General features: G+C 63.5%; 23 protein-coding genes. 12 read left to right on the top strand and 11 right to left on the bottom strand.

The window, feature by feature from the left end:
• Positions 1–7 precede the first annotated feature (7 nt).
• The 3 genes from PAN31117_RS11700 to PAN31117_RS11690 all read left to right on the top strand — a co-directional run bounded on the left by PAN31117_RS11700 (position 8) and on the right by PAN31117_RS11690 (position 3,944).
• A complete protein-coding gene (locus PAN31117_RS11700) occupies positions 8–766 on the top strand; it encodes an SDR family oxidoreductase (RefSeq protein WP_150738338.1) in 759 nt (252 codons plus the stop codon).
• Between the two features lie 111 nt (positions 767–877).
• Positions 878–2,194: an MFS transporter gene (locus PAN31117_RS11695; protein ID WP_246189040.1), complete on the top strand. Its 1,317-nt coding sequence runs from the start codon at positions 878–880 to the stop codon at positions 2,192–2,194.
• Positions 2,195–2,423: 229 nt separating this feature from the next.
• Complete coding sequence (locus PAN31117_RS11690; RefSeq protein ID WP_150738337.1) at positions 2,424–3,944, top strand: MDR family MFS transporter; 1,521 nt, start codon at positions 2,424–2,426, stop codon at positions 3,942–3,944.
• Positions 3,945–4,020: 76 nt separating this feature from the next.
• Here PAN31117_RS11690 and PAN31117_RS11685 read toward each other — a convergent pair whose 3' ends face one another.
• A complete protein-coding gene (locus PAN31117_RS11685; RefSeq protein ID WP_150738336.1) occupies positions 4,021–4,275 on the bottom strand; it encodes a hypothetical protein in 255 nt (84 codons plus the stop codon).
• A 25-nt stretch (positions 4,276–4,300) separates the two neighbouring features.
• Here PAN31117_RS11685 and PAN31117_RS11680 point away from each other — a divergent pair, with 25 nt between their 5' ends.
• The 3 genes from PAN31117_RS11680 (at position 4,301) to PAN31117_RS27125 (ending at position 5,969) form a co-directional block, all read left to right on the top strand.
• A complete protein-coding gene (locus PAN31117_RS11680; RefSeq protein WP_150738335.1) occupies positions 4,301–5,386 on the top strand; it encodes a hypothetical protein in 1,086 nt (361 codons plus the stop codon).
• 74 nt (positions 5,387–5,460) lie between these two features.
• Complete coding sequence (locus PAN31117_RS11675) at positions 5,461–5,715, top strand: hypothetical protein (protein ID WP_150738334.1); 255 nt, start codon at positions 5,461–5,463, stop codon at positions 5,713–5,715.
• 77 nt (positions 5,716–5,792) lie between these two features.
• A complete protein-coding gene (locus PAN31117_RS27125; RefSeq protein WP_174990925.1) occupies positions 5,793–5,969 on the top strand; it encodes a hypothetical protein in 177 nt (58 codons plus the stop codon).
• Positions 5,970–6,011: 42 nt separating this feature from the next.
• Here PAN31117_RS27125 and PAN31117_RS11670 read toward each other — a convergent pair whose 3' ends face one another.
• The 4 genes from PAN31117_RS11670 to hemC are packed head-to-tail and all read right to left on the bottom strand — an operon-like array spanning position 6,012 to position 10,287.
• Complete coding sequence (locus tag PAN31117_RS11670; RefSeq protein WP_150738333.1) at positions 6,012–7,184, bottom strand: heme biosynthesis HemY N-terminal domain-containing protein; 1,173 nt, start codon at positions 7,182–7,184, stop codon at positions 6,012–6,014.
• 10 nt (positions 7,185–7,194) lie between these two features.
• Positions 7,195–8,346: a uroporphyrinogen-III C-methyltransferase gene (locus PAN31117_RS11665; RefSeq protein WP_174990924.1), complete on the bottom strand. Its 1,152-nt coding sequence runs from the start codon at positions 8,344–8,346 to the stop codon at positions 7,195–7,197.
• On the bottom strand, positions 8,333–9,322 hold the full coding sequence (locus PAN31117_RS11660; protein ID WP_174990923.1) for a uroporphyrinogen-III synthase: 990 nt from the start codon (positions 9,320–9,322) through the stop codon (positions 8,333–8,335). The genes PAN31117_RS11665 and PAN31117_RS11660 overlap by 14 nt, the downstream gene beginning before the upstream one ends.
• Positions 9,319–10,287 (bottom strand): hydroxymethylbilane synthase, encoded by a 969-nt coding sequence (gene hemC, locus PAN31117_RS11655; RefSeq protein WP_150738330.1) that lies wholly within the window; start codon positions 10,285–10,287, stop codon positions 9,319–9,321. Before hemC ends, PAN31117_RS11660 begins: the two co-directional genes overlap by 4 nt.
• 79 nt (positions 10,288–10,366) lie before the next feature.
• On the opposite strand from hemC, the gene ppc reads away from it, so the two are divergent.
• The 3 genes from ppc (at position 10,367) to argH (ending at position 15,875) form a co-directional block, all read left to right on the top strand.
• Positions 10,367–13,357, top strand: a complete 2,991-nt coding sequence (gene ppc, locus PAN31117_RS11650; RefSeq protein WP_150738329.1) for a phosphoenolpyruvate carboxylase — start codon at positions 10,367–10,369, stop codon at positions 13,355–13,357.
• Positions 13,358–13,586: 229 nt separating this feature from the next.
• Entirely contained in the window at positions 13,587–14,357 is a 771-nt protein-coding gene (gene aroQ / locus PAN31117_RS11645) for a gamma subclass chorismate mutase AroQ (RefSeq protein WP_174990922.1), read from the top strand.
• 120 nt (positions 14,358–14,477) lie between these two features.
• The gene (gene argH, locus PAN31117_RS11640) at positions 14,478–15,875 is read left to right on the top strand and encodes an argininosuccinate lyase (protein ID WP_039399986.1); all 1,398 of its coding nucleotides are present in this window, start codon (positions 14,478–14,480) and stop codon (positions 15,873–15,875) included.
• Positions 15,876–15,957: 82 nt separating this feature from the next.
• Here argH and gltS read toward each other — a convergent pair whose 3' ends face one another.
• From gltS to apbC, 4 genes are all read right to left on the bottom strand, one after another.
• Positions 15,958–17,178: a sodium/glutamate symporter gene (gene gltS, locus PAN31117_RS11635; protein WP_150738327.1), complete on the bottom strand. Its 1,221-nt coding sequence runs from the start codon at positions 17,176–17,178 to the stop codon at positions 15,958–15,960.
• Positions 17,179–17,582: 404 nt separating this feature from the next.
• Positions 17,583–19,868 (bottom strand): arginine/lysine/ornithine decarboxylase, encoded by a 2,286-nt coding sequence (locus PAN31117_RS11630; RefSeq protein WP_150738326.1) that lies wholly within the window; start codon positions 19,866–19,868, stop codon positions 17,583–17,585.
• Between the two features lie 103 nt (positions 19,869–19,971).
• Entirely contained in the window at positions 19,972–20,541 is a 570-nt protein-coding gene (gene dcd, locus PAN31117_RS11625; RefSeq protein ID WP_039373928.1) for a dCTP deaminase, read from the bottom strand.
• A gap of 165 nt (positions 20,542–20,706) precedes the next feature.
• Positions 20,707–21,789 (bottom strand): iron-sulfur cluster carrier protein ApbC, encoded by a 1,083-nt coding sequence (gene apbC / locus PAN31117_RS11620; protein ID WP_150738325.1) that lies wholly within the window; start codon positions 21,787–21,789, stop codon positions 20,707–20,709.
• A gap of 274 nt (positions 21,790–22,063) precedes the next feature.
• On the opposite strand from apbC, the gene PAN31117_RS11615 reads away from it, so the two are divergent.
• Both PAN31117_RS11615 and metG read left to right on the top strand, forming a co-directional pair.
• Positions 22,064–22,726, top strand: coding sequence for a YiaD family glycine zipper/OmpA-like lipoprotein (locus PAN31117_RS11615; RefSeq protein ID WP_150738324.1), 663 nt, complete (start codon positions 22,064–22,066; stop codon positions 22,724–22,726).
• Positions 22,727–23,112: 386 nt separating this feature from the next.
• Positions 23,113–25,218, top strand: coding sequence for a methionine--tRNA ligase (gene metG, locus PAN31117_RS11610; RefSeq protein ID WP_150738323.1), 2,106 nt, complete (start codon positions 23,113–23,115; stop codon positions 25,216–25,218).
• 84 nt (positions 25,219–25,302) lie between these two features.
• On the opposite strand, the gene PAN31117_RS11605 is transcribed toward metG, so the two are convergent.
• Positions 25,303–25,764, bottom strand: a complete 462-nt coding sequence (locus PAN31117_RS11605) for an Lrp/AsnC family transcriptional regulator (protein ID WP_039403921.1) — start codon at positions 25,762–25,764, stop codon at positions 25,303–25,305.
• 115 nt (positions 25,765–25,879) lie between these two features.
• On the opposite strand from PAN31117_RS11605, the gene PAN31117_RS11600 reads away from it, so the two are divergent.
• Positions 25,880–26,122 (top strand): DUF6356 family protein, encoded by a 243-nt coding sequence (locus PAN31117_RS11600; RefSeq protein ID WP_150738322.1) that lies wholly within the window; start codon positions 25,880–25,882, stop codon positions 26,120–26,122.
• A gap of 10 nt (positions 26,123–26,132) precedes the next feature.
• Here PAN31117_RS11600 and bamE read toward each other — a convergent pair whose 3' ends face one another.
• Positions 26,133–26,669 carry an outer membrane protein assembly factor BamE domain-containing protein gene (gene bamE / locus PAN31117_RS11595; protein WP_039400006.1) on the bottom strand — a complete coding sequence of 179 codons (537 nt, stop codon included), beginning with the start codon at positions 26,667–26,669 and terminating at the stop codon, positions 26,133–26,135.
• Positions 26,670–26,805: the final 136 nt, after the last annotated feature.

The following is a 26,805-nucleotide window of genomic DNA, read 5'->3' as shown; positions in this document are numbered from 1 at the left end:
ACAAGGCATGCGTTTGCAACAGAAGGTGACTATCGTGACGGGCGCCGGATCGGGATTCGGCGAAGGCATTGCCAAGACGTTTGCGCGCGAAGGCGCGGCGGTGATCGTGAACGACCTGAATCGTGAAGCGGGCGAGCGTGTGGCTGGAGAGATCGTCGAGGCGGGCGGACGGGGGACGTTTGTCTACGGTGACGTGTCGCGCGAGGAAGATCACGTCACGTTGCTCACGGAGGCCGTTGCGCGCTTCGGCAAACTCGATGTCGTCGTGAACAACGCTGGCACCACGCACCGCAACAAACCGCTGCTTGAAGTCACCGAAGCCGAGTTCGACCGCGTCTATGCGGTCAACGTCAAAAGTATCTTCTGGAGCGCACGCGCTGTCATCCCCTACTTCCAGCAACATGGCGGCGGCGTGATGATCAATATTGCATCGACGGCGGGCGTGCGTCCGCGCCCGGGCCTCGTCTGGTACAACGGCAGCAAAGGTGCAGTGATCACCGCAAGCAAGGCGATGGCCGCCGAGTTCGGCCCGCAGAACATTCGCGTCAATTGCGTCAATCCGGTCATCGGCGACACGGGTCTGACCGCCGAATTCATGGGCGTGCCGAATACGCCCGAGAACCGCGCCAAATTTCTCGCAGGCATTCCGCTCGGCCGTTTCTCCACGCCGCAGGACATCGCCAACGCGTGCCTCTATCTCGCGAGCGACGACGCCGCCTTCATCACCGGCGTGTGTCTCGAAGTCGACGGCGGCCGCTGCATCTAGCGCAGCCGCATCAATCCGCGCGCATACCGTTTCCAGCAGTCCGTAGCACCCGTAGTTGTCGCACCACAACATAACGATAGACAACACAACGTCAATCCGGAGGAGATCCGTATGAACAGCGTTCCGACGCCCCCCTCGCCCATGGCCGACACGGCCTCGGCGGACTTTGAAGCGGCCACTTACCGCAAGGTCGGCTGGCGGCTGATTCCGTTTCTGCTGCTCTGCTATGTCGTCGCTTATCTCGATCGCGTGAACGTGGGTTTCGCCAAGTTGCAGATGGTGGGCGACCTGCAATTCTCCGAGACGGTGTTCGGTCTCGGCGCAGGCATCTTCTTCATCGGTTACTTCATCTTCGAAGTGCCGAGCAACGTGATCCTGCATCGCGTCGGCGCGCGCGTGTGGATCGCGCGCATCATGATCTCGTGGGGCATCATCTCCGGTGCGACGATGTTCGTCACCACACCGTCGATGTTCTATGTCATGCGCTTCCTGCTCGGCGTGGCCGAGGCGGGCTTCTTCCCCGGCATCATTCTCTACATCACCTACTGGTATCCGGCCTCGCGGCGCGGGCGCATGACGGCATGGTTCATGACGGCCGTGGCGCTCTCCGGTCTTATCGGCGGTCCGCTCTCGGGCTGGATCCTGAAGGACATGAGCGGTGTGAACGGTCTCGCGGGCTGGCAGTGGATGTTCCTGATCGAAGCGATTCCGTCGGTGATCATCGGCATTGCGGTGTTGTTCGTACTCGACGACCGGATTCGCGACGCCAAATGGCTGAACGATGCCGAGAAGTCGATGCTTGAGCGCAACATCGCAAGCGACGTGCTCACCAAGGAAGACCTGCCGCTGCGTCAGGTGTTCTCGAGCCCGCGCGTGTGGATGATGAGCCTGATCTACTTCTCGTTCGTGATCGGCCTCTATGGTGTGGGCTTCTGGCTGCCTACGATCATCAAGAGTACCGGCGTGACCGACCCGTTGCAGATCGGTTTGCTGACTGCCATTCCGTACTTCTTCGCGGTCATTGCGATGGTCGCGGTCGGACGCCGTTCGGACCTGAAGGGCGAGCGTCGCTGGCACATTGCGATTCCGGCGTTCCTCGGCGCAATCGGCTTGTTCCTGTCGACGGTGTGGAGCCACAACACACAACTTGCCATGGTCGCACTCACGCTCGCCACCATGGGCATCATGATCGTGCTGCCGCTGTTCTGGAGTCTGCCGACGGCGTTTCTCGGCGGCACGGCGGCCGCCGCCGGTATTGCGATGATCAACTCGCTGGGCAATCTGGCGGGCTTCGTCGGCCCGTATCTGATCGGCTTCCTCAAGGACACCACGCAGAGCACCAACAGCGGTATGTTCCTGCTCACCGTCTTCATGATTCTGGGCGGATTGCTGACGCTGGCAGTGCCTGCGCGGCTGGTGAACAAGTAGCAGGCATGGCCGACGAGGCGGTGGCGAACGAGACAGATCATCTGACAGATCATCTGACAGATCATCTGACAAAACGCCGCCTCAATCGTCGAGACCAAAGCGCTACGAGGCTTCTGGCCGCATGGCGCTTGCGGGAGTAACATGTTTGGCACGTCTCGCGTGAATCAGGCCGTCCCTGCCGGGGCGGCTTGTTTTTTGCTCCCCCAAGCATTCGTCTTCATCCGCTAGCATGTCCGCCAACGACTCACAGACGACGCCGGCCGGCGTCTCGGCAACGTCCCTCACGCCCGCCGAGGTCAAATCGATCCTCTCCGGCCTGCTGCTGATCATGTTTCTGGGCTCGCTCGACCAGACCATCGTCGCGCCCGCACTCCCGACCATCGCGCGAGACCTCGGCAGTTTCGACGCTGTCTCGTGGGTCGTCACCGCCTACCTGCTCTCGTCCACGGCCATTACGCCCATCGTGGGCAAGCTCTCCGATTTGTTCGGACGCCGTGTCGTCATCGCCGCGAGCGTCACCGTCTTCCTGGTGGGATCGGTGTTGTGCGCACTCGCCCCCTCGATGCTCGCGCTGATCGTCGCGCGCGGCGTGCAAGGGCTGGGCGGCGGCGGATTGATCGCCCTGTCGAACACGGTGATCGCCGATATCGTCTCGCCGCGCGAGCGCGGTCGTTATCAAGGTTATATCTCGGGGATGTTCGCGGTCTCCGGTGTGGCCGGGCCCGTCACCGGCGGCGTGTTCGCCCAGTACCTCAACTGGACGCTCATCTTCTGGATCAACATCCCGCTCGGCCTACTCGCGATCTATCTGAGCGATCGTGCGCTGCGACGCCTGCCGCGACGCGCCGGCAAGCCAAGCATTGATTACCTCGGCTCGCTGCTGCTGATCGTGTCGACGGTTTGCCTGCTGCTGGCGCTCACGTGGGGCGGACACCGCTACGCATGGCTGTCGGCGGAAATCGGCGGTCTGGTCGCCGCGACGGTGATCGTCGGCGCGGTATTCCTGCGCCATCAACGTACGGTGCGCGAGCCGCTGCTGCCTGTCGCACTGCTCGCCAATCCGGTGTTTCGCATGACGTCGACGATGGCCGTGCTGGTGATGATGGTCAACATCAGCATCGGCATTTACGTGCCGCTGTATCTGCAATTGCAGCGCGGCGAGTCGGCCAGCAGCTCGGGGCTGATGCTGATCCTGCCCCTGCTGGGCATTGTGGTCGGCGCGCTGAGTTCCGGGCACTACATGCGTCAGACGGGGCATTACAAGCGTCCGCCGCAGATCGGTTTGCCGGTGGCGTTCGCCGGGCTCGCAATTATCGCGCTCGGCGTGCAGTCGCTGCCGCTCACGGTGATCGGCATTTGCCTCGGCCTCGTGGGCATCGGCTTCGGCTCGGCCATGCCGGTCATGACCGTGGCGACGCAAAACGCCGTTGCGCCACGCGACATCGGGATCGCGACCGCCGCGCATGCGTTCTTCCGCGCGTTGGGCGGGATGATCGGCGTGGCGATGTTCGGCGCGCTGATCGTCGGTCTGCTGGTGGCGGGCGACAACGGCAGCGCACCGCGCGAGTTGACCGACTTTCTGCGCCCGGGTGGTGCCCCCGCCGGTATGGAGGACCATCTACGGCTGGCGTTCGGTGCGTTCTTTGGCGGCAGTGCGCTGATCGCCGCACTCGCCATCGTCGCCCTCGCGCGACTGCCGGAATTGCCGCTGCGTCAAAGCTCGGGCAACGAAGCGACCGCCATTGAGTAAGTCGTCTGCCGCTAACGCGTAGTGCAATTCGCTGAAACGGCCAATTCCGCAAAGTCCTGAGCACAGCGACAAAGTGCTACACCGGGTAATAGGGCACAGTGCGGACTCCCTTATCCACGACGAGGAGTCCGCGCTTGTTCCCTACACCGCGTTTCAGCCCTTCCCCGCCGTCCGGCCACGCTTGCGTCAACGGCGATACGACAACGACGGCATCCGCAACGCCCGCCACAGCCGCGTCGTCCAGCACGCCCGCCCCCGGCACGCCCGCACACACCTTCGTCCACGATTTTTGGCAGACGCTCCAGCGACCGCTCAGCCCACCTTGGGTCATGCCACCTTCGGTGCCGACACACCCCATGGGAAAGCGAGACGCTTCCACAGCGTTCGGCAGCTTTGACGAGTCCCTTCATCTATCGCGCTGGAAGCGCCTTGCCGCCCTGCATGAGATTCCGGCGCTCGAACCCAAGCCGTCGACCTCCGGCGTCTCATATCGCGCCAGCCCGCCGGTTCCCGATCACGTATTGCGCAAAGCACTGCTGATTCTTGGCGATCCGGCGGCGCAGACGTCGGACTGGTTCGCAACGTTGGAGTCGCTCGCCCTCGAAGCGGTGCTCGACAAGAGCCCCTATGCCGATGCACATCAGTTGATGGAAGGCTTGTTGCGACGTCTGGAAGCCGAGCAGTCGCAAGAGAGCTGGACGACGGCCTTCGAGCGCGTCGTCGCCCTGACGTATCGCTTCGAAGACCGGACGGCGATTGCGGCGCGCGCCATGCTCCTGACCTTCGACAAGCTCTCCGGCGACGGTGCGCAGGCGCTCGCGCAAACGTCGACGTCTGCCAGCATCGAGCGTCTGATCGCGCATCGGCTGCACGCGATTGCCGACGTGCCCCCAAACACACGCGCCGCCGCGTGGAGCGATTTGCTCGCGGCCGTGGAGCGTTCGAAAGCGTGTCCGCGAGCGCAGCGTCTCGTGCCCATGGCCCGGTTCATCCGGTTGCTGACGGAGGCCGAACAGCGGCCCGCAGCGTTGGCGGTCGTGAGTGCCTCGCGCAATTTCGTCATTAACGGCGGGTGGCGCGACCTCACGGACGCGTTGCTCAAATCCGCTCCCGGCAGCGCGATGGCCGCCGTCGCGCGGGCCATCGTGCACCCCGATCAACAGCTACACAGCGCCGACATGTACGACACCATCGAGGCAATTTCCGACCGCGTCGACGGCATGCCCGAGCACGATGCACGAGCACTGCTCGAACATCTGATCGATATCGTCATGGCGCGCGCAGACTTCGCTTATCTCACGTTCTCGCCCGACGAATCCGCGCAGCTACTCGACGGTCTGCGCTCGACATGCCGTCGCCGTGGCTTCGACGATCTGGCCGGAACGATGGCGGAAACGCTTGCGGAAGTGATGGACGAGTATAAGACCACGATGATGGATTGACCGGCTGCCACGCGGCTTTTCAAGATTCGCTCACCGCGTCGAAAACTGGTCGGGATCGTGATCGAAAGGCAAAGGTGTTCATCAACGATCGGGCGCACGATGAAATCCCTCCCAACGAACTCAAGGAGTTCATGATGGAAATTTCCCCGGCATCCCCCTCGACGAACACCCTTGCCCCGCAGACTTCGGAAACGAACGCCAGCTCGACCACGACGCAAAACCAGACTCCCGCTGACTTTGCCGCCTCGCTGCCCCGAACATCTCAGACCGGCAGCAGTATCGAAACGGGGGAAAAGGGCGCTCGCGCGAAGACGATCAGATTCGGATAAGAGCACTGGAAGGATTTCTGAAAGGCGTAGCGACGGAGGACGCGCGTGCGTTCATCACCGAAAAATTGACGTCGCACATGGATCTGGCAACGCTTACGGGCAAACGCTGGAAAGCCGTGATCGTCACCGTAACGAATAGCGTCTCGACACTCTTTAATGCTGAGAACAAGGCGAAAATCCGCAACGCCTTGAATTCGGTTGCCAGTGCAAGGCAGCATGAACAAACGTTAGCGCCCGCTGTACGCGGGCGCTAAGGAAACGCTGTGTGAACCGGGCCGTTGCAGGCCCGACAACATTCAAGCCGTAGCGCACGCCCGGTAGTGACGATTCGCCTGATCCATCTGCCCCAGTCCTTCGAAGAGCTGCGCAAGCGCCAGATGCAAGCGCTGTTGCAGATGCCGGTCGTCCGTATGACGCAAGGCCCCTTCGAGGAACGTCTGCGCCTTGCCCCACAGACGCTGATGCTGACACAGCTTGCCCAGCGCGTAGAGCAGATCCGGATCGTTCGGATGACGCTGCTGCCACGCTTCCGCCTTCTGGATGAGCGGCAAGGCATCGGCACCGGCGCACTCTGCATAGCGGCGCAGCAGACGGCCATCCCAATGCTCGGCCAGCGCAGCTTCGACGATATCGCGCGCCTCGCGCGGACGGTCCAGCGAAATCAGCAATTCGGCGGCGACGTCAGCCGTGCGCGCAGAAGTACGTGCGTCGGCAGGCAGTTCTTGCCAGCATTTGAGCAATGCGTCGGCATCGTGACGATGGTCGCGCAGAATGCCCTCGCTGGCCGTCTGCTTGAGCTTGGCGGCCAATGCCGGATGCAGCGCCTCGCGCTTTTCCAGCACCTTAAGCAGATTCAGCACCTCGGGCCAGTGCTTGAGATGCTGATGGGCACGCAGGGCGACGAGCTGCGCCTGCATACGACGTGCGCCCTGCGCTCGCATCTCCGTCAGCGCTTCGAGCGCACCCTCGGCATCGCGTGTATCGACGCGCAATTCGGCCGTCTGCAACAGGCGCGCTTCTTCCAGATTGGCCCCTTGCGCTTCGGTGAGCCACGCATCGCGCCGTGCGAATTCGCGCATTCGATGCGCCGCACGTGCCCCAATGATCGCGGCCACACCACGATTGTCGTCTTGCTCGGCCGCTTCGCGTGCCGCCTTCTCGGCGCGCGTATAACGTCCCGCAAAGAGATTCGCCACGGCATCGCGCAGCGCAATGTTCGCGCGACGGCTGCGTTGGCGATTGCGATACGCGGCCACGCGTTCCGGCATCTTGTAGATGTTGCGCAGCACGCGAATGATCACGTACAGCGCTACGAACAAGGCCAGCAACGCCAGCACGAACAGGTTCAGCGACACGTCGATACGGTACGGCGGCACCAGCATGACCACCTGTCCGTGATTGAACGTGGCCAGCACCGCGAAGCCGGCCGCTACCGCGAACAGGAGCGTCAACCAGATCAGTCCTCGCATGCCCGGCTCCTTACGGCTTTTCCTTGACGTCCTTGACCTGACCGATGGCGGTCAGGCTGGCGTCAAGGTTCGGCAGTTCGATGGTGCGCGAGCCCGAATCGACCTGATCGAGCAGCGTTTTGACGGCGGCGATGCGGCGCGACTTGGCATCGAAATACTTGTCGAGCGCAGCCTCGGCGACCTGCACGTCGCCGTGCACCGCCGACGCGTTGCGCGCAAGCAGCGCCAGACGCGCATTGAGCAGACGCAGCTTCAGGTTCGCACGCAGGAACGCGCCCTGCTCAGGCGCCACGAGCATCACGTCCGGATCGTCCAGACGACGCACCTGCACCAGTTGCTTCAGACTGCCGAGCATTTCACCGCTCAGGCGGTGCCATGTCGCCGTCCAGCCGGTCTCGCCCGCACCGCTGGGCCCGGTGCCGTCCGCCTTCGGTGCGATGCGCTGCTCCTCGGCCTGCAACGGCAGCGTATCGATCATGGCGATGGCCTGATCGAGCTTGCCCGTGAGTTGCGGCAGATCGGCGGCCGGTACGGCCTTCAGACGGTCGATGTCTTTCTTCAGCGCATCACGCACACCGGCGAGTTGCGGTGCGCCCGTGCGGGCCAGACGCGCGTCCGCCCCTTCGAGCGCAATCAGCGCCCCGCGCACGTTGCCCGTCAGTTGAAGCTGTTGATTCGCACTCGTGACGATCTGCTCGGTCTCGGCCAGCACCCATTCGTCGCGGTTATGCGCGAGTTCCTGATAGAGCTGTTCGAGCGCGGCCTGCTGGCCGCGTGCGTCGGACACGCGGCCCTCCAGCGCCGTGAGCCGGTTCTGGAGATCGCGCTGATTGTCTAGCGCCTGCGCGGTGCGTACCTGCGCCTGCATGACCTGCGAGTCGCCCGCTTGCTGACGGCGCGCCATTTCCTGCTGCACACGGTCGAGCTTCTGATTGAGCGACCAACCGCCGATACCGGCGCCCGCCGCGACAAGCACGAAGAGCAGCCAGGGCAGCGCCGCCCCGGAGCCGCGACGCTTCTGCGGCGGCTCGGGTGGCTGCCACGCGGGCGGGCTGCCGGCCGTGCTGTACGTCGCACCGCCGGTCGCTGTGGAATGTGCCGTCGGGCCGGTCGACGCCGACGGGTTCTGGGAAGACTCTGGAACGCGATTATCTGTCGTCATGCTTGACTTGAATGGGATCCGCCCATGTTTTGAGTGCGGCCAGCAAGTTGTCGTCGCCGGGCGCGCACTGCGTAATCCTATCAAACCCCGCGGAGCGCGCGGCATCCGCGATGCGGGTATGCGATGTAAAGCACGCTGCACTGAGGATCTGCGCGAGCACCTGCGGGGTGCCCGGCGTATGCACGCCGTCGCGGGTGCCGTAGCGTGCAGCCAACAGTGTGCTCAGATGCCGGACCGCTTCGGAGCTGGTCAGCACCCACGCACACCGCTGCGGCGTGACGAGCCTGGCTTCGAGTGCGGCCCACGCGGTGGCGTCCGGTTCGGGGGCACGACGCGTGTACGCGCTCACGATATCGACCTGCGTGCCATTGGCCCGCAGCGTGTCGGCCAGCAGTTCGCGCCCGCCGTCCCCGCGCACCAGCAGCACACGGCGACCGGCCAGCGCCGGCAGGTCCAGTTGTTCGAGCAACGCTTCCGAGTCGAAGCGTGCCTGCGGACCGCCCGGCGGGACGATCACGCGATGCGCCGGGGCCGCAATACCCGCTTCGGCCAGTGCCTGCGCACTGCCCGGGCCGACGACGGCCAACGACAGCGTCTCGGGCCAGCGAACGGCGGTCTCGCGATCGTCCGCCCTACCGTTGGGGGATTGCAGATGCACCCATCGCGCCAGCGCGTGTGCGACCGCGTTAGGCGAGACGAAGACGGCCAGCGCGTACGACGTAAGCGAACGCAGCGCATCGTCCAGCGCTGCAAGCGCCGCCGGATCGGCCTGCGCCGCAATGTGCAACAGCGGAAATTCGAGCGTATCGATGCCCTCGGCGTGCAGCCGTGCGGCCAGCGACTGCGCCTGTCCGTCCGGCCGCGTCAGGATCGCGCACGGCGCAACCGGCGATGCGACGGCCCGAAGGTCGGTGCCGGCAGCACCGACTGCTGCGGCTGATGACGGAGTCGGCGCACGCGGCGCGCGCGACGTCAAACGGCTGAGTCCTTCGGTTCGGACGGCGGCACCAGCGCCAGCCCGCCCGCGTCGATCAATTCCTGCGCCACACGCTGCCCCAGCGCCTCGGCACTCGCCACGTCACCCTGCGCGATGCGCCCGGCCCCTTGCGCACGAAGCACGGTCGCCCCGTCCGTCGACGCAATGAAGGCACGCAGCGCCAGCTCGCCCTGCGGCGAGAACTCGGCGTAGGCGCCCAGCGGCACCTGACACGAGCCGCCCAGCGCACGCGAGACGGCGCGCTCGGCGCTGACTGCGAGCGTAGTGTTGGCATCGTGCAACGGTGCGAGCCATTGCAAGATTTCGGGACGCCCGGCGCGCACCTCGATGCCCAGCGCCCCCTGACCGGCGGCCGGCAGGCTCGCGTCGGTCGGGATGATGGCGCGGATGCGGCTGCCCAGCCCAAGCCGCTTCAGGCCAGCCGCAGCGAGGATAATCGCCGCGAAGTCGCCCCGGTCCAGCTTGCCCAGACGGGTGTCCAGATTGCCGCGCAGCGGCGCGACCTGGAGATGCGGATAACGGGCGCGCAGGCTCACCTCGCGGCGCAGGCTCGACGTACCGACGACCGCCCCGGCGGGCAATGCGTCGAGGCTGTCGTAATCGTTGCTGACGAAGGCGTCGCACGGGTCTTCGCGCTCAAGCACAGCGGCCAGCGTGAAGCCGTCCGGCAGTTGCATCGGCACGTCTTTCAGGGAGTGGACGGCGAGATCGGCGCGGCCGTCGGCCAGCGCCAGTTCGAGTTCCTTGACGAACAGGCCCTTGCCGCCGACCTTCGCGAGCGAGCGGTCGAGAATTTGGTCACCGCGAGTGGTCATTCCGAGAATACTCACGTGACACTGCGGATATAATTTGTGCAGCGCGTCACGCACGTGTTCGGCTTGCCACATGGCAAGACGGCTCTCGCGCGATGCGATCACCAGGGTTTCAGGAGAAGCGAAGTTCATTCAGCAACCGCGTGAAGACCAAAAGAAAAAATGGTAACACGCTTGACCGGCCCGAACGGCTGGTCTCGAGAGGAGCGACATGAAGAGCAGCGCAAAGGCAAAAGCCCCGAAAGAGGGCCTGGCCAAGTCGGTCGGCAAGACGTCCCCCGCGAAGGTAGCAGCCGCGGTTTCATCCCCTCCATCCACGCGCTCAGGCCAGAAGGCCAACGGGCAGGACAAGTCCGCCTCCACCGCTGCTGCGCCCAAAGCGCGCCGCTCGCGTGAGGACAAGGACGCGCCGCTGCGTGAGGACATCCGCTTTCTCGGCCGCCTGCTGGGCGACGTGCTGCGCGAGCAACAAGGCAGCGACGCCTTCGATCTGGTCGAAACCATCCGCCAGAACGCGGTGCGCTTTCACCGCGAAGGCGACCGCAGCGCCGCCAAAGCGCTCGACACGCTGCTCAACGGGCTGACCAACGAGCAGGCCATTCAGGTCGTACGCGCCTTCAGCTACTTCTCGCACCTCGCGAACATCGCCGAAGACCGCCACCATAACCGCCGCCGCCGCGTGCACGCGCTCGCGGGCAGCCGTGCCCAGCGGGGCAGCCTGAGCGCCGCGCTGCAAAGCCTGAAAGATGCCGGACGCGACGACCCCGCCACGCTGCAAGCCTTTTTCGCCAGCGCACTCATCGTGCCGGTGCTCACCGCCCACCCGACCGAAGTTCAGCGCAAGAGCATTCTCGACGCCGAGCGCGAAATCGCCCGTCTGCTGGAACATCGTGACGACGCCCTCACCGAGCGCGAGTCGTCGCGTAACACCGATTCGATGCGCGCGTACGTCACGACGCTTTGGCAGACCCGCATGCTGCGTAGCTCTCGTCTGACGGTGGCCGACGAAATCGAAAACGCGCTGTCGTATTACCGCAGCACGTTCCTGTCCGAAATCCCCGCGCTGTACGACGACGTTGCCGCCGAGCTGCACGACGCCGTGCCGAGCGTGCGCTCGGAGGGGCTGGGGCGCTTCCTGCAAATGGGCAGCTGGATCGGCGGCGACCGCGACGGCAATCCGAACGTGACGGCGCAGACGCTGCAACTGGCGATCACGCGTCAGGCCACGGAAATCTTCGCGCACTACCTCGAAGAGGTGCACTTGCTGGGGGCGGAGCTGTCCGTCTCGCAACTGCTCGCCGGTGCCAGCGACGCCCTGCTCACGCTGGCACGCCGCTCGCCGGACGACTCGCCGCACCGCACCGACGAACCTTATCGACGCGCCCTCATCGGCGTGTACGCGCGACTGGCCGCGACCGCACGCGACTGGGTCGGCCACGTGCCGCATCGCGGTGCCGTCGGTAACGCCAGTCCGTATCACGACGCCAGCGAGTTCATCTCCGACCTGAACACGGTCGTCGCCTCGCTCATGGCGCACCACGGCAGCGCGCTGGTTTCGCAGCGGCTCGGGCCGCTCGTGCGCGCCGCCGAAGTGTTCGGCTTCCATCTCGCGAGCATCGACCTGCGTCAAAGCTCCGACATTCACGAAGCGGTCATTGCCGAGTTGTTCGCGAAGGCGGGCGTCGAAGCGAATTACGCCAAGCTCGACGAGAACGAAAAGCTTGCGCTGCTGTTGCGCGAACTGCGCGAGGCGCGTCCGCTCTTCTCGCCGTACCTCGACTACTCGCAACGCACCCGCGACGAACTCGCCGTCTTCTCGGCGGCGCGCGACATCCGCGCCCGCTTTGGCGCACGCGCGGTTCGCAACTACATCATCTCGCATACGGAGACCGTGAGCGATCTGGTCGAAGTGATGCTGCTGCAAAAGGAGACGGGACTCTTTCAGGGCGCGCTCGGCGTCGACGGCGCGAAAACCGTCGAGCCAAAGGTCGGCGCGATGGTTATCCCGCTGTTCGAGACGATTGCCGACTTGCGCAATGCGCCGGTCATCATGCGGGAGTTCTTCGATATCCCTGGGATGTCGGATGTCGTCACGCAGCAAGGCGGCGAGCAGGAAGTGATGCTCGGCTACTCCGACAGCAACAAGGACGGCGGCTTCCTCACGTCCAACTGGGAGCTGTACAAGGCCGAACTGGCGCTGGTGCATCTGTTCGAGGAAAAGGGTATTCGTCTGCGCCTGTTCCACGGCCGTGGCGGCACCGTCGGCCGTGGCGGTGGCCCGACCTATCAGGCCATTCTGTCGCAGCCGCCGGGCACCGTGAACGGTCAGATCCGTCTGACGGAGCAAGGCGAGATCATCGCCAGCAAGTTCGCGAACCCGGAGATCGGACGCCGCAATCTGGAGACCATCGTCGCCGCAACGCTCGAAGCCACGCTGTTGCCGAGTCTGAATCAGCCGCCACGTCTGGCCGCGTACGAGCAGGTCATGCAGACGCTCTCGGACACGGCGTTCAGCGCGTATCGCGATCTGGTCTACGAAACACCTGGCTTCACCGATTACTTCTTCTCGGCCACGCCGATTGCCGAAATCGCCGAGCTGAACATCGGCTCGCGTCCGGCGTCGCGCAAGTTCTCCGATCCGAAGAACCGTCGCATCGAAGACCTGCGTGCGATTCCGTGGGGCTTCTCGTGGGGGCAGTGTCGCTTGCTGCTCACCGGCTGGTATGGGTTCGGTAGCGCTGTGAGTGCGTATCTGAATGGCGACGGCAGCAAGGCGGACGCCGCGGGTCGCGACAAGCGTCTCGACACGCTGCGTCAGATGGTCAAACGCTGGCCGTTCTTCGCGAACCTGCTCTCGAACATGGACATGGTGCTCGCCAAGACGGATCTGGCCGTGGCATCGCGTTACGCCGAGCTGGTGGCCGACGAAAAACTGCGCAAGCGCGTGTTCAACCGGATCGTCGGCGAGTGGCAGAGCACGTCGCAGGCGCTGGCGCTGATCACCGGGCACGACGAGCGCCTGGCGGACAACCCGATGCTCGCGCGTTCGATCAAGAACCGCTTCCCGTACCTCGACCCGCTCAACCACTTGCAGGTCGAGCTGCTGCGGCGTCACCGCGCCGGGGAATCGGACGAGCGGGCGCGTCGCGGCATCCATCTGTCGATCAACGGCATTGCTGCGGGCCTTCGCAACACAGGCTGATCCGCCGTCGAGGTCCCTGCATCGGTCCCGCCTGCGAGGCCGGTGCAAGCGGTTTGCATGGGGGTGCGCAGCCAGTCGGCTTGCCGCCCCCTTGGGAATCTCCCCAACGACAGTCGTCCGATTGGACGTTATATTTCGACCCATTCGACCAGATTGCCGGGGGGCAACCAACATGCATACCGATTCGATCGGGCGATCCAAACGCGCAACCTTCACACGACGGGCAACGTTGTTCGTCGCTTCTACCCTGCTGGGACTGAGTGCAGCTACGCACATGGCGTATGCCAACCCGGCCTTAGGGACCGAAAACGCCGAGCCATCGTTAGCCGAACCGAACACCGGCCTCCTGCCCTCGCACACACTGGCGGCCGCGCCGCATGGCGTTCGCGGTTTCGCGGTGCGTCTCGTGTCGCAGGCGATGGCGGGTTCGCCCGCCCATCCGTCACGCGAAGCAAAGGCGCGTCCTGTCGTCGACCCGGTACTCGATCCGCTGATGAACGGCATTCTCAAGCGGCTGGCGATCAGCGAAGCCGTGGCACGTAACAAGTACGGCTCGGGCAAGGCCGTGCAGGACACAGCGCGCGAACAGGCATTGCTCGACAGCATGGGCGAGCAGGCCCCGCAGTACGGTCTCACGCCTGCGCAGGCCCGCACCTTCTTCCGCCTCCAGATCGACGCGGGCAAGCTCGTACAGACGGCGTTGCTGGCCCGCTGGGCGCGTGACGGCCATGCGCCGGGCGAGCCCGTGGACCTTGGCACGCGCCTGCGTCCGGCGCTCGATAAGCTCGGCATGTCGCTGCTGCACGACCTCGGTCGCCTGTGCGCCCTGCCTGACGACCCGACGCGTCTGGCGCGCATCCATCAGGCCCGCGAACGCATCGCCCACGCGGCGAAGCTCGAAGCGCTGCAACGGGCGGCGTTCGACGAAGCGACGTCCGGCCTGTGTCTGTCGGCCCCGCCGCGCATCTGGACGCTATCGATGGCGGCCACGGCCCCCTAACCCGAACGAACAAGATCGCCGCGCCCGGAAGTCGTGGCCCGGGCGCGGCGGCTGTATAATTGCGGTTTGCCGTGCTTTGCCACGGTTCCGCTACGTTCCACGTTTGGCCACGCTACGACAATGACCTCCCAACTCCACAAGAAAGGCGAAGCCTGGTCGGCACGCTTTTCCGAACCCGTTTCCGATCTCGTCAAGCGCTACACCGCGTCGGTGTTCTTCGACAAGCGCCTCGCGCTGTTCGACATCGAAGGCTCGCTCGCCCACGCCGACATGCTGGCCGCGCAAGGCATCATCAGCGCACAGGATCTGGCCGACATTCAGCGCGGCATGACGCAGATTCGCGGCGAAATCGAAGGCGGTCAGTTCGAGTGGCAACTGGATCTCGAAGACGTCCACCTTAATATCGAAGCCCGCCTGACCGCCCTGATCGGCGACGCAGGAAAGCGCCTGCACACGGGCCGCTCGCGTAACGATCAGGTCGCGACCGACATCCGTCTGTGGTTGCGCAGCGAAATCGACAATATCGGCACGCACCTCGGTGATCTGCGCCGCGCGCTGCTGGATCTGGCCGAACAGCACAGCGCCACGATCCTGCCGGGCTTCACCCACCTGCAAGTCGCACAGCCGGTGACGTTCGGGCATCACCTGATGGCTTATTTCGAGATGTTCAGCCGCGATGCCGAGCGCATGCTCGACGTGCGTCGTCGCGTGAACCGTCTGCCGCTGGGCGCTGCCGCTCTCGCCGGCACGAGCTACCCGATCGATCGTGAGCGCGTGGCCGCAACGCTGGGCTTCGAAGAGGTCTGCACGAACTCGCTCGACGCCGTGTCGGATCGCGATTTCGCCATCGAATTCACCGCCGCCGCCGCGCTCGTGATGACGCACGTCTCGCGCTTCTCGGAAGAACTGGTGCTGTGGATGAGCCCGCGCGTGGGCTTCATCGATCTGGCCGATCGTTTCTGCACGGGCAGCTCGATCATGCCGCAGAAGAAGAACCCGGACGTGCCGGAACTGGCGCGCGGCAAGACCGGCCGCGTGAACGGCCACCTGATCGCCCTGCTCACGCTGATGAAGGGCCAGCCCCTGGCGTACAACAAGGACAATCAGGAAGACAAGGAGCCGCTGTTCGATACGGTCGACACCGTGATCGACACGCTGCGCATCTTTGCGGACATGGTGCCGGGCATCAAGGTGCGCGAAGCCAATATGCGTAACGCAGCGCTGCAAGGCTTCTCGACGGCCACCGATCTGGCCGACTACCTCGTGAAGAAGGGTCTGCCGTTCCGCGATGCCCACGAGATCGTCGCTCACGCCGTGAAGATCTGCTCGGACCGCGACATCGATCTGGCCGATCTCTCGCTCGCCGAATTGCAGAAGTTCTCGCCGCTCGTCGGAGAAGACGTCTTCGAATACCTCACGCTCGAAGGCTCCGTCGCCAGCCGCAACCACATCGGCGGCACCGCGCCGGCGCAGGTGCAGCGTGCGATTGCCGCCGCACGCGCGAAGCTCGCTAAGTAAAGCGGCCTCGGCGTCTTTCGGCGCTCAGCAATGAAAAATGCCACCCTCGGGTGGCATTTTTTGTGCGCCGGACGAACCGTCGTCAGAACAACGGCAATGACAGGAAGCCCTTGATGATGAGCGCGTTCAGTATGTCGATAAAGAACGCCCCAACCATCGGCACGATCAGGAACGCGAGGTGCGACGGACCGAAGCGCTCCGTCACCGCCTGCATGTTGGCAATCGCCGTTGGCGTCGCGCCCAGTCCGAAGCCGCAGTGACCTGCGGCGAGCACGGCCGCGTCGTAGTTGCTGCCCATCACGCGAAACGTGACGAAGATGGCATACGCCGCCATCGCGACCGCCTGCGTCACGAGAATCACGATCATCGGTACGGCCAGCGTCGAGAGGTCCCACAGTCGCAGCGCCATAAGCGCCATCGCGAGAAACAACGACAGACTCACGTTCCCCAACACGGACAGCGAACGGTCGAACACCTCGTAGCGGACGAGCGACAGCAGGTTGCGCACGAGAACGCCCGTAAAGAGCACGCAGACGAACGTCGGCAATTCGAATGGCGTATCCGACAGCCCTGCCGCAATCAACTCGCCACCGAGCAGACAGATGGCGATCATCGCTACCGTCTCGATCAATGCCTGCGCCGTGATCAGACGCACCGTATACGGTTGCTCGAAGCCTTCTGGTGCAGCATCCTTCGTCGCCTCAAGGCCAGGGACTTTGCCGCCGAGACGGCGTCCCACCAGATAGCGCGCGACCGGCCCGCCCAGCAAACCGCCCATCACCAGCCCGAACGTGGCGCACGCCATCGCAATTTCAAGTGCCGACTGCACGCCGTAGCGCGTGGTGAGCGTCTCGCCCCAGGCTGCGCCCGTTCCATGCCCGCCAGCGAGCGTGATGGAGCCGCCCAGCAGCCCCACGCCCGGTGCCAGCCCCATCGAGACAGCCAGCCCGACACCGATGGCGTTCTGCATGATCAGCATGCCCGCCACAACACCCACGAAAAGCACCAGCTGCCTGCCACCTGCCCGCAGGCTTGCGAGATTCGCCGAGAGGCCGATGGTCGCGAAGAACGCCAGCATCAGCGGGCCTTGCAACGAAGTGTCGAATCGCAGTTCGAAGTGTCCGAACTGACGCAACGCCAGGGTGCCGAGGGCCACCAGCAGGCCAGCCGCCACTGGCTCGGGGATGCTGTAGGTGCGCAGCGGCGCGATCCATTCGACAAGCTTGCGCCCCAGCAGCAACACCAACGTGGCGCAGACGAGTGTGCCGTAGGTGCTGAACACCAGTTCCCTCGTGACGTCCATGACCTCTCCCCCTCCACTCGAAAAATGCGACGAGTGTAGCAATGACATCCCAAGAAAATGATGGGAAAAGTCCCAAAAACTACGTGTTCGAGTCCACCCACTAAATTGCCGTTTTAGGCGACGCCACGGACGTTGGCGAGATTTTCGCGGGATTTCACAGATGTTTATCGAGATTTTCGGGGATTAGGGTTGCGACGGAAACGGCGATGAGCGAATTACGCAAGTTGCACATCGCCAATCGGAGTATGCGACCGCACCACCGCAACCTCACTCGCCGAGCTTGAAAAAAACGGCCCCATGCTTTCACAAGGGGCCGTACTTTCCTGACGTTTATCGACCGGATGCTCCGGCCGCGCCGGACTCGCTTCGCAGCGATCCGGCTTATCGCCGAATGGCGAATGCGCTTACTGTCGCACGCAATCCACGAAGTACTCGGGACGGCCGTCGACTTCCTCCACCACCAGACCGTGAATGTCGGTGTGGAAGCCAGGGAAGCGCTCGTTGAAGTCGCGCGCGAAACGCAGGTACTCGATGATCGCGGCGTTGAAGCGCTCGCCCGGAATCAACAGCGGAATGCCCGGCGGGTACGGCGTGAGCAGCACGCTCGTGACACGGCCTTCGAGATCGTCGATAGGCACCCGGTCGATCTGGCGGTGCGCCAGCTTCGAGAAGGCGTCCGTCGGCTTCATCGCCGGTTGCATGTCCGAGAGGTACATCTCGGTCGTCACGCGCGCCACGTCGTTCGCCTTGTACACGCTGTGGATCTGATCGCACAGATCGCGCAGACCGATTCGCTCGTAGCGCGGGAACTGCGCCACGAACTCCGGCAGCACACGCCACAGCGGGCGGTTGTGATCGTAGTCGTCCTTGAACTGTTGCAACTCGGTCAGCATCGAGTTCCAGCGGCCCTTGGTGATGCCGATCGTGAACATGATGAAGAACGAGTACAGGCCGGTCTTCTCCACGATGATGCCGTGCTCGGCGAGATACTTCGTGACGATGGCGGCCGGAATGCCGCTCTCGCCGAACTCGCCGCCCACGTCCAGCCCCGGCGTAATGATCGTCGCCTTGATCGGGTCGAGCATGTTGAAACCGTCGGCCAGATCGCCGAAGCCATGCCAGCGGTCGTTCGCCCGCAGCACCCAGTCCTCGCGCTGGATCGGGCCCTCGTCGCCCAGATTCTCCGGACCCCAGACCGAGAACCACCACGAATCGCCGTACTCCAGATCCACCTTACGCATAGCACGGCGGAAGTCGAGCGCTTCGACAATCGACTCTTCGACCAGCGCGGTGCCGCCCGGCGGCTCCATCATGGCGGCGGCCACGTCGCACGACGCGATGATCGCGTACTGCGGTGAGGTCGACGTGTGCATCAGATACGCTTCGTTGAAACGATACGTATCGAACGTGCGTGCTTCCGAATCCTGCACCACGATCTGCGACGCTTGCGAAATCCCTGCGAGCAGTTTGTGCGTGGAGTGCGTGGCGTAAATGGTCGCTTCCGACGAGCGCGGACGGCCTTCGCCGATGGCGTGCATGTCGCGGTAGAACTCGTGGAACGCCGCGTGCGGCAGCCAGGCTTCGTCGAAGTGCAGCGTGTCGATGTTGTTACCCAGCACGTCCTTGATCATTTCGACGTTGTAGATCACACCGTCATACGTGCTTTGCGTGATCGTCAAAATGCGCGGCTTGGCGTTCGGGTCGCGCTCAAGCACTTCGCGCGCGAACGGGTTGGCTTCGATCTTGGCGCGAATAACGTCCGGCTCGAATTCCGACTTCGGGATCGGGCCGATGATACCGAGGTGGTTGCGCGTGGGCGTGAGGAACACCGGCACCGCACCCGTCATCGTGATCGCGTGCAGGATCGATTTGTGGCAGTTGCGGTCGACCACGACGATATCGCCCGGCGCGACCGTGGCGTGCCAGACGATCTTGTTCGACGTCGACGTACCGTTCGTCACGAAGAAGAGGTGATCGGCGTTGAAGATGCGCGCAGCGTTGCGCTCGGACGCGCCCACCGGACCGTTGTGGTCGAGCAACTGGCCGAGTTCTTCCACGGCGTTGCAGACGTCGGCACGCAGCATGTTCTCGCCGAAGAACTGGTGGAACATCTGACCGACCGGGCTCTTCAGGAACGCCACGCCACCCGAGTGTCCCGGGCAGTGCCACGAGTACGAACCGTCGGCCGCGTAGTGCGTGAGCGAGCGGAAGAACGGCGGCGGCAGCGAGTCGAGGTACGACTTCGCTTCACGGATGATGTGACGCGCCACGAACTCCGGCGTGTCTTCGAACATGTGAATGAAGCCGTGCAGCTCGCGCAGGATGTCGTTCGGAATGTGACGCGATGTGCGCGTCTCGCCGTACAGGAAAATCGGAATGTCCGGATTGCGTCGGCGCACTTCCTGCACGAAGGCACGCAGGTTGATGATGGCCAGCGCGAGTTCGCCCTCGCCTTCACCGCCGGCTTCGCTCGAGAACGTGCCGAACTCGTCGTCGTCGATGGACAGGATGAAGCTTGACGCGCGGCTCGCCTGCTGCGCAAACGAGGTCAGGTCGCCGTAGCTGGTGAGGCCGTTGACCTCCATGCCCTCGGCTTCGATAGCCTCCGCCAAAGAGCGAATCCCGGATCCGGAAATGTTTTCGGAGCGGAAGTCCTCGTCGATGATGACGATCGGAAAACGGAATTTCATTGGCGTTCCTTCGACAAAAGAACGAGCCACGGTCCGACATGGCCGTGGCTCTGGGGCATTGCGATGTGTGGGGTGCTCACCGGCGGCGAGTTAACGTATCAGGCTAGGTTTTCGGCAGCGTGACACCACGCTGTCCCTGATACTTGCCCCCGCGATCCTTGTACGAGGTCTCGCAGACTTCGTCGGATTCGAAGAACAGCACCTGAGCCACGCCTTCGTTGGCGTAGATTTTGGCCGGCAGCGGCGTCGTGTTCGAGAATTCCAGGGTCACGTAGCCCTCCCATTCGGGTTCGAACGGCGTTACGTTCACGATGATGCCGCAGCGGGCATACGTCGACTTGCCAAGGCACACGGTCAGTACGCTGCGCGGAATGCGGAAGTACTCGACGGTGCGCGCGAGCGCGAACGAGTTCGGCGGAATGATGCAGACATCGCTCTCGACGTCGACGAAGGACTTCTCGTCGAAGTTCTTCGGATCGACGATCGTCGAGTTGATGTTCGTGAAGACTTTGAATTCAGGCGCACAGCGAATGTCGTAGCCATAGCTCGACGTGCCGTAGCTGACGATCTTTTGCCCGTCCTGGGAATACCGGATCTGCGACGGCTCGAAGGGCTCGATCATGCCGTGCTCCTCGGCCATACGACGGATCCATTTGTCGGACTTGATGCTCATGTGTGGGCCTGAATTGGGGTAGTACGTAAAAAGTGGGCATATTTTACGCGAATGTTGCGGTGCGGTGATGTTTTCACTCGCAGCGCCCCGCGCCGGACCTCTCAGTCCGGCCCGACGGGCTTTGTGACGTGCCTACCCCGTCTTCATGCTGCCCTCATGCCGTCCTTACGTGTTCTGCACGACGATGGACGGGAATTTGCTCGTCATGTCCTTCTGGCGCGCCGCAATCTTCACCGCGACCTTGCGGGCGATAGCCTTGTACAGCTCGGCCACACGGCCGTCCGGGTCGCCCACCACGCTCGGCATACCGGCGTCTGCGTGCACGCGGATGCTCATCTCCAGCGGCAGCTTGCCCAGCAGATCGACGTCGAAATCATGGCTCATGCGCTCGCCGCCGCCCACGCCGAAGATCGGCTCCTCGTGACCGCAGTTCGAGCAGATATGCAGGCTCATGTTCTCGATCAGCCCGAGAATCGGCACGCCGACCTTCTCGAACATCTTGAGACCCTTGCGCGCGTCGAGCAGCGCCAGATCCTGCGGCGTGGTCACGATGACCGCGCCCGTGACCGGCACCTTCTGGGCGAGCGTGAGCTGGATGTCGCCCGTGCCCGGCGGCATATCGACGATCAGATAGTCGAGGTCGTGCCAATTGGTCTGGTTGAGCAGTTGTTCGAGCGCCTGCGTGACCATCGGGCCACGCCAGACCATGGGATTGTCGGGCTCGATCAGGAAGCCAATGGAGCTGGCCTGCAGGCCGTGACCGTTCATCGGTTCGAGGGTCTTGCCGTCCTTCGATTCCGGCTTGCCGTGAATGCCCAGCAGGGTCGGGAGCGATGGGCCGTAGATGTCTGCATCGAGAATGCCGACATTGGCCCCTTCGGCCGCCAGCGCGAGCGCCAGATTCACGGCCGTGGTGCTCTTGCCCACGCCGCCCTTACCCGAGGCTACGGCCACGATGTTCTTGACATTGGGAAGGAGCTTCACCCCGCGTTGTACGGTGTGCGCTACGATCTTTTGGCCGATTTCGATGGCCACGCGCTCGACCCCGGGCAACTTGCCGACGGCCTCGGTAATGCGCGCGCGCATGGCTTCGAACTGGCTTTTGGCGGGATAACCGAACTCGATCTGAATCCCGACGTGGCCGTGCTCGGCCGCAACCTGCTTCACATACTTGCCAGCGATCAGGTCCAGGCCCGTATCCGGGTCGACGATGCCACGCAGCACTTCATTGATTTGGGCGACTTCCATGTGGGTCTCTCGCTCTGTCGGGGCGCACCGGGACAACCCGGCATAGCGCTAACAACTTGTAACAACCGTGGCGCACGCTCTCGACTAGCATTCGAGGCGCGCGTGTTATGGGGAACCAGCCGTCGCGGCAAGATGTCCTTGCCTGCGGTTGAAGCTCAGCGCTATTGTAAAAGACGTCGCGCCGTCAGGCTCAAAACCCCTGCGGCGCGCGCGTGCTTCAACGAAGTGCTTACGCGTGTTTCATCACAGCTAGCTAATCGATAAGGAGCCTCAAATGAACAAGAACACTCTGCGCGCTTCCGCGCTGGTACTGGTCTCGGCCGCTATGCTGGCCGGGTGCCAGACGCCGCAGGGTACCAACACAGCAGTCGGCACCGGTGTCGGCGCAGCGGTCGGGGCGGGGCTGGGCAACCTCATCGGAGGCAACACCACCGGCACCCTGATCGGCGCGGCGGTCGGCGCAGCCGCAGGCGGTGCCACGGGCTACAACTGGCAGTCCATCAAGAACACGCTGGGCGGTCACACGGCCGGCACCGGCACCCAGATCTCCGAGCGCCCGGACGGTCAGCTTCAGGTCAACGTGCCGAGCGACGTGACGTTCGACACGAACCAGTACGCCATCAAGCCGAACTTCGCCGCCGTGCTCACCGATCTGGCGAACTCGCTTAACCAGAATCCGGGCATCACGGCCCGAGTCATCGGCCACACCGACAGCACCGGCGGCGATCGCATCAACATCCCGCTCTCGCAAAATCGTGCCAATGCGGTCATCCAGTATCTGACCTCGCGCGGCGTGGACGCTCGCCGTCTGCAAGGCATGGGCGTCGGCTCCAGCCAGCCGGTCGCCTCGGACGCTACGGCAGAAGGCCGCGCGCAGAACCGTCGCGTGGAAATTCTCCTGCAAGCGCCCCAGCAACAACAGCAGGCGCCGCGCTAAGCGACTCGCCGCGCGCTAGCGGACTGACACTCGCTCAGTCCGTCCAAACGCATGCCCGGTCCGCCGGGCATGCGCGCTTCCGCCCTCCAGCAGCCCTCCGGACACCCGCATGCTGCAACGCAGCATCGAAAGTCGGCACATCGATTGAACTAATCCCCTGCCCCATCGCTCAGACCCTTCGGAAGTGCCTACCGTGGGCGCTTTCATCTCCTCTTTGTTATTGACGTTACGTGTGCCTAGTTATGCCGGAACCTCGTTCCGGCTTTTTTTTTGGCCGCTCGCTTTTCCACGACACCCCCCTGCCCGGACGTCAGTTTGGGCGCGGGCGCCGCCCGCCTGCTAGAATCGTCCCTTCCCGCAACCTTCAACCCACATAGTCAAACCACATGTCCCGCCGCATTCTTGTCACATCCGCACTGCCGTACGCCAATGGCCAGATTCACATCGGTCACCTGGTGGAATACATCCAGACCGACATCTGGGTACGGTTCATGCGAATGCAGGGCCATGAGGTCTACTACGTTGGCGCGGACGATACGCACGGCACGCCGGTCATGCTGCGCGCCGAGAAGGAAGGCCTCACGCCCAGGCAACTGATCGAGCGCGTGTGGACGGAACACAAGCGCGACTTCGACAGCTTCAACATCTCGTTCGACAACTACTATTCGACGGATTCTGAAGAGAACCGCGAATTGTCCGAAAACGTCTATCTCGCCCTGAAGGAACAGGGCCTGATCGAGGCGCGCGACATCGAACAGGCCTACGACCCGGTCAAGGAGATGTTCCTGCCGGACCGCTTCATCAAGGGCGAATGCCCGAAGTGCGGCGCAAAGGATCAGTACGGCGACTCGTGCGAAGTCTGCGGCTCGACCTACGCGCCGACCGACCTGCTCAATCCGTACTCGGTCGTCTCGGGTGCCACGCCGATTCGCAAGACGTCGACGCACTACTTCTTCAAGCTCTCGGACAAGCGCTGCGAGCAGTTCCTGCGCAAGTGGGTGTCGGGCCTCGCCCAGCCCGAAGCCGCGAACAAGATGAAAGAGTGGCTCGGTGAAGATGGCGAATCGACGCTCGCCGATTGGGACATCTCGCGCGATGCACCCTACTTCGGCTTCGAGATTCCGGGCGCGCCGGGCAAGTATTTTTATGTGTGGCTCGACGCACCGGTCGGCTACTACGCCAGCTTCAAGAACCTGTGCGCCAAGCGCGGTCTGAACTTCGACGAATGGGTCAAGCCCGGTTCCACAACCGAGCAGTACCACTTCATCGGCAAGGACATCATGTACTTCCACACGCTGTTCTGGCCGGCGATGCTCGAATTCTCGGGCCATCGCACGCCGACCAACGTGTACGCCCACGGCTTCCTGACCGTGGACGGCCAGAAGATGTCGAAGTCGCGCGGCACGTTCATCACGGCCCAGAGCTTCATCGATACGGGGCTGAATCCGGAATGGCTGCGCTATTACATCGGTGCCAAGCTCGGCAACACGATGGAAGACCTCGATTTGAACCTCGATGACTTCATCGCCCGGGTGAACAGCGATCTGGTCGGCAAGTACGTGAACATTGCCAGCCGTGCCGCCGGGTTCCTGATCAAGCGTTTCGACGGCCGTGTCTCGGCGGATGCCATGAACGCACCGCTGCTCGCACAGGTGCGTGCCGCCGCCCCGCAGATCGCCGCGTATTACGAAGGTCGTGAGTTCGGCAAGGCCCTGCGTCTGGTGATGGAACAGGCCGACGCGATCAACGGTTACGTCGATACGGTCAAGCCATGGGATCTGGCGAAGGATCCGGCACAGGCCGCGGCCCTTCACGAGGCATGCTCGGTATGTCTGGAGGCATTCCGTTTGCTGACGCTGTACCTCAAGCCAGTGCTGCCGACGACGTCGCAGGCGGTGGAGCAGTTCCTGAACATCGCCCCGCAGACGTGGCAGGACGTGGACCGTCCGCTCACCGCCGATGCCGCCATCAACGCGTACAAGCATCTGATGACGCGCGTCGAAGGCAAGCAAGTCGAAGCGCTGCTCGCAGCGAACCGCGACTCGCTGCAAGCGACGGCCCCGGTGGCCGACGCCGCAGCAGCGAAGGGCAAGGACAAGGCGGCCAAGTCCGAAAAAGTCGAGAAAGCGACAGAGAAGGCCGACGACGGCATCATCACCATCGACGACTTCGCCAAGATCGATCTGCGCATTGCGCGCATCGTCGATTGCAAGGCCGTCGAAGGCTCGGACAAGCTGCTGCAGCTCACGCTCGACGTGGGCGAAGCGCAAACGCGCAACGTCTTCTCCGGCATCAAGTCGGCGTATCCGCAACCCGAAGTGCTCGTGGGCAAGCTGACGGTGATGGTCGCGAACCTCGCGCCGCGCAAGATGAAGTTCGGTCTGTCGGAGGGCATGGTGCTCGCCGCTTCGGCCGCCGACGAGAAAGCCGATCCGGGTATCTACATTCTTGAGCCGCACAACGGCGCGAAGCCCGGCATGCGCGTGAAGTAAGACGCGCAGTCCCGAAAGCGAAACACCCCGAGCACCGATGATCCGGCCTCGGGGTGTTTTGTTTTGGGGCGTCGATGGGCTCGCTTATCGCAAGTGGTCCACCGGCAACGCCGTGGTGAACTTCACCGTCTCCATCGAAAAGCTGGCGCTGATGTCCTGAAGATCCGCCACGCGGATGAGCTTTTTGTAGAAACGGTCGTAGGCCGCAATGTCGGGCAGGTAGACCTTGAGCAGATAGTCGATCTCGCCCGCCATGCGATGAATTTCGACGATTTCGGGCAATTCCCGCGCCCCCGCGACAAAACGGACCATCCAGTCCTCGCTGTGCGTTGCCGCCTTGATGAAGACGAACGCCGTGACGCGCAGGTCGAGTTGCTGCGGATCGCACAGCGTCACCTGTCCAGTGATCACGCCGCTTTCGCGCAGACGCTGCACGCGTCGCCAGCAAGGCGTGGGCGACAGATGCACCGCTTCCGCCAGTTCACCGAGTGAGCGCGAGGCATCGGATTGCAGATTTTCGAGAATTGCGAGATCGGTTTTATCCACAATGACACCCGGGAGGAAAATTTTTCCAAATCCTACCCCATTTGAGGGAAGATTTGGAAACCTTTACCCGGTGACGGCAAGTAGACTTCAGAAACATTCCGAAAAAAAGCTCGCCATGAAAATCTTCACTCAACATCCTGCTTCAGTCGGCGAAAATTATCTCCAGCACATGGGGACTTCGCTGTCGTTCGCCCTGCCCCTGCTCGGCGCATGCCTTGCGTGTCTCGTCCATGCGGTGCTGCCGTTCATGTTCGAGAAGACCGGCAGCCGGATCATCACGCGTCTGCACAACCGGATGGTGACGCATCGCGACCGCCGCGCCGGTCATCAGACGCAAGCGTCGCAGGCAACGCAGTAACGCGCAACCGTCAGGGCCGCTCCGACGCCGGATCCGGCGAGCGCGACGTCACCGTGACGCGGCCGTCCGGGCCGAAATGGGCGTTGAACATGCCCGGCGTGTTCACGCCGTCCTCAAGCCAGCGCCAACTCCACACCGTCTCCTTCTTCAGACGATATTCCGCGACGGTCGTCGGCTTGCCGAGCAGACGCCGCACATCGTCCTGCGACATGCCCGGCTGCACCTGCTGGAAGTTCTCCGCCGAGAGCGCCTGCGTCACGCTGCGCAGCTTGCCGTCGGCGGCGATGTCCACCATATAGGTCCGCAACCCGCCCGGTGAACGCGGATATTCGAGACGGCGCGAACCGTCGTCGTTCTCCCATACGATCTCGGGCTTGCCCATCTGATCGCGCACCTGCGCCTCGGTCGTGACGCCCGGTTTGAGGTCGCGCAGCATCAGATCGTCCGGCTTGACGGCGTTGAACGTGTCGCGTGCCTTTTCACGCACCTTGTCGATTTGCTGCTGATCGCAGCCGAACAGTCCCAACAGACTCGCAAGCAATCCCATAGCGACTCCCCAACGAAGGCCCCGGCGTGCACCTGATTCGCGCGCCCCAAGTTCGAAATCGAGCGACGTTTTCATCGTTACCCTCCTCTTCTCTGTTGTTCCCTGTGATCGGTCGTACTCCCGCATCACAGATGCA

The sequence above is a fragment of the Pandoraea anapnoica genome (assembly GCF_902459765.1).
GTDB classification, from domain to species: domain Bacteria; phylum Pseudomonadota; class Gammaproteobacteria; order Burkholderiales; family Burkholderiaceae; genus Pandoraea; species Pandoraea anapnoica.
Note: the sequence above shows the minus strand (reverse complement) of the source record. Positions and strands in the feature narration are given on the sequence as shown.

What these genes read in the sequence shown, in the direction of transcription:
- PAN31117_RS11700 (WP_150738338.1), top strand. Translation starts at nt 8, where the DNA reads ATGCGTTTGCAACAGAAGGTGACTATCGTGACGGGCGCCGGATCGGGA.
- PAN31117_RS11695 (WP_246189040.1), top strand. Translation starts at nt 878, where the DNA reads ATGAACAGCGTTCCGACGCCCCCCTCGCCCATGGCCGACACGGCCTCG.
- PAN31117_RS11690 (WP_150738337.1), top strand. Translation starts at nt 2,424, where the DNA reads ATGTCCGCCAACGACTCACAGACGACGCCGGCCGGCGTCTCGGCAACG.
- PAN31117_RS11685 (WP_150738336.1), bottom strand. Translation starts at nt 4,275, where the DNA reads ATGACCCAAGGTGGGCTGAGCGGTCGCTGGAGCGTCTGCCAAAAATCG.
- PAN31117_RS11680 (WP_150738335.1), top strand. Translation starts at nt 4,301, where the DNA reads ATGGGAAAGCGAGACGCTTCCACAGCGTTCGGCAGCTTTGACGAGTCC.
- PAN31117_RS27125 (WP_174990925.1), top strand. Translation starts at nt 5,793, where the DNA reads ATGGATCTGGCAACGCTTACGGGCAAACGCTGGAAAGCCGTGATCGTC.
- PAN31117_RS11670 (WP_150738333.1), bottom strand. Translation starts at nt 7,184, where the DNA reads ATGCGAGGACTGATCTGGTTGACGCTCCTGTTCGCGGTAGCGGCCGGC.
- PAN31117_RS11665 (WP_174990924.1), bottom strand. Translation starts at nt 8,346, where the DNA reads ATGACGACAGATAATCGCGTTCCAGAGTCTTCCCAGAACCCGTCGGCG.
- hemC (WP_150738330.1), bottom strand. Translation starts at nt 10,287, where the DNA reads ATGAACTTCGCTTCTCCTGAAACCCTGGTGATCGCATCGCGCGAGAGC.
- ppc (WP_150738329.1), top strand. Translation starts at nt 10,367, where the DNA reads ATGAAGAGCAGCGCAAAGGCAAAAGCCCCGAAAGAGGGCCTGGCCAAG.
- argH (WP_039399986.1), top strand. Translation starts at nt 14,478, where the DNA reads ATGACCTCCCAACTCCACAAGAAAGGCGAAGCCTGGTCGGCACGCTTT.
- gltS (WP_150738327.1), bottom strand. Translation starts at nt 17,178, where the DNA reads ATGGACGTCACGAGGGAACTGGTGTTCAGCACCTACGGCACACTCGTC.
- PAN31117_RS11630 (WP_150738326.1), bottom strand. Translation starts at nt 19,868, where the DNA reads ATGAAATTCCGTTTTCCGATCGTCATCATCGACGAGGACTTCCGCTCC.
- dcd (WP_039373928.1), bottom strand. Translation starts at nt 20,541, where the DNA reads ATGAGCATCAAGTCCGACAAATGGATCCGTCGTATGGCCGAGGAGCAC.
- apbC (WP_150738325.1), bottom strand. Translation starts at nt 21,789, where the DNA reads ATGGAAGTCGCCCAAATCAATGAAGTGCTGCGTGGCATCGTCGACCCG.
- PAN31117_RS11615 (WP_150738324.1), top strand. Translation starts at nt 22,064, where the DNA reads ATGAACAAGAACACTCTGCGCGCTTCCGCGCTGGTACTGGTCTCGGCC.
- metG (WP_150738323.1), top strand. Translation starts at nt 23,113, where the DNA reads ATGTCCCGCCGCATTCTTGTCACATCCGCACTGCCGTACGCCAATGGC.
- PAN31117_RS11600 (WP_150738322.1), top strand. Translation starts at nt 25,880, where the DNA reads ATGAAAATCTTCACTCAACATCCTGCTTCAGTCGGCGAAAATTATCTC.
- bamE (WP_039400006.1), bottom strand. Translation starts at nt 26,669, where the DNA reads ATGGGATTGCTTGCGAGTCTGTTGGGACTGTTCGGCTGCGATCAGCAG.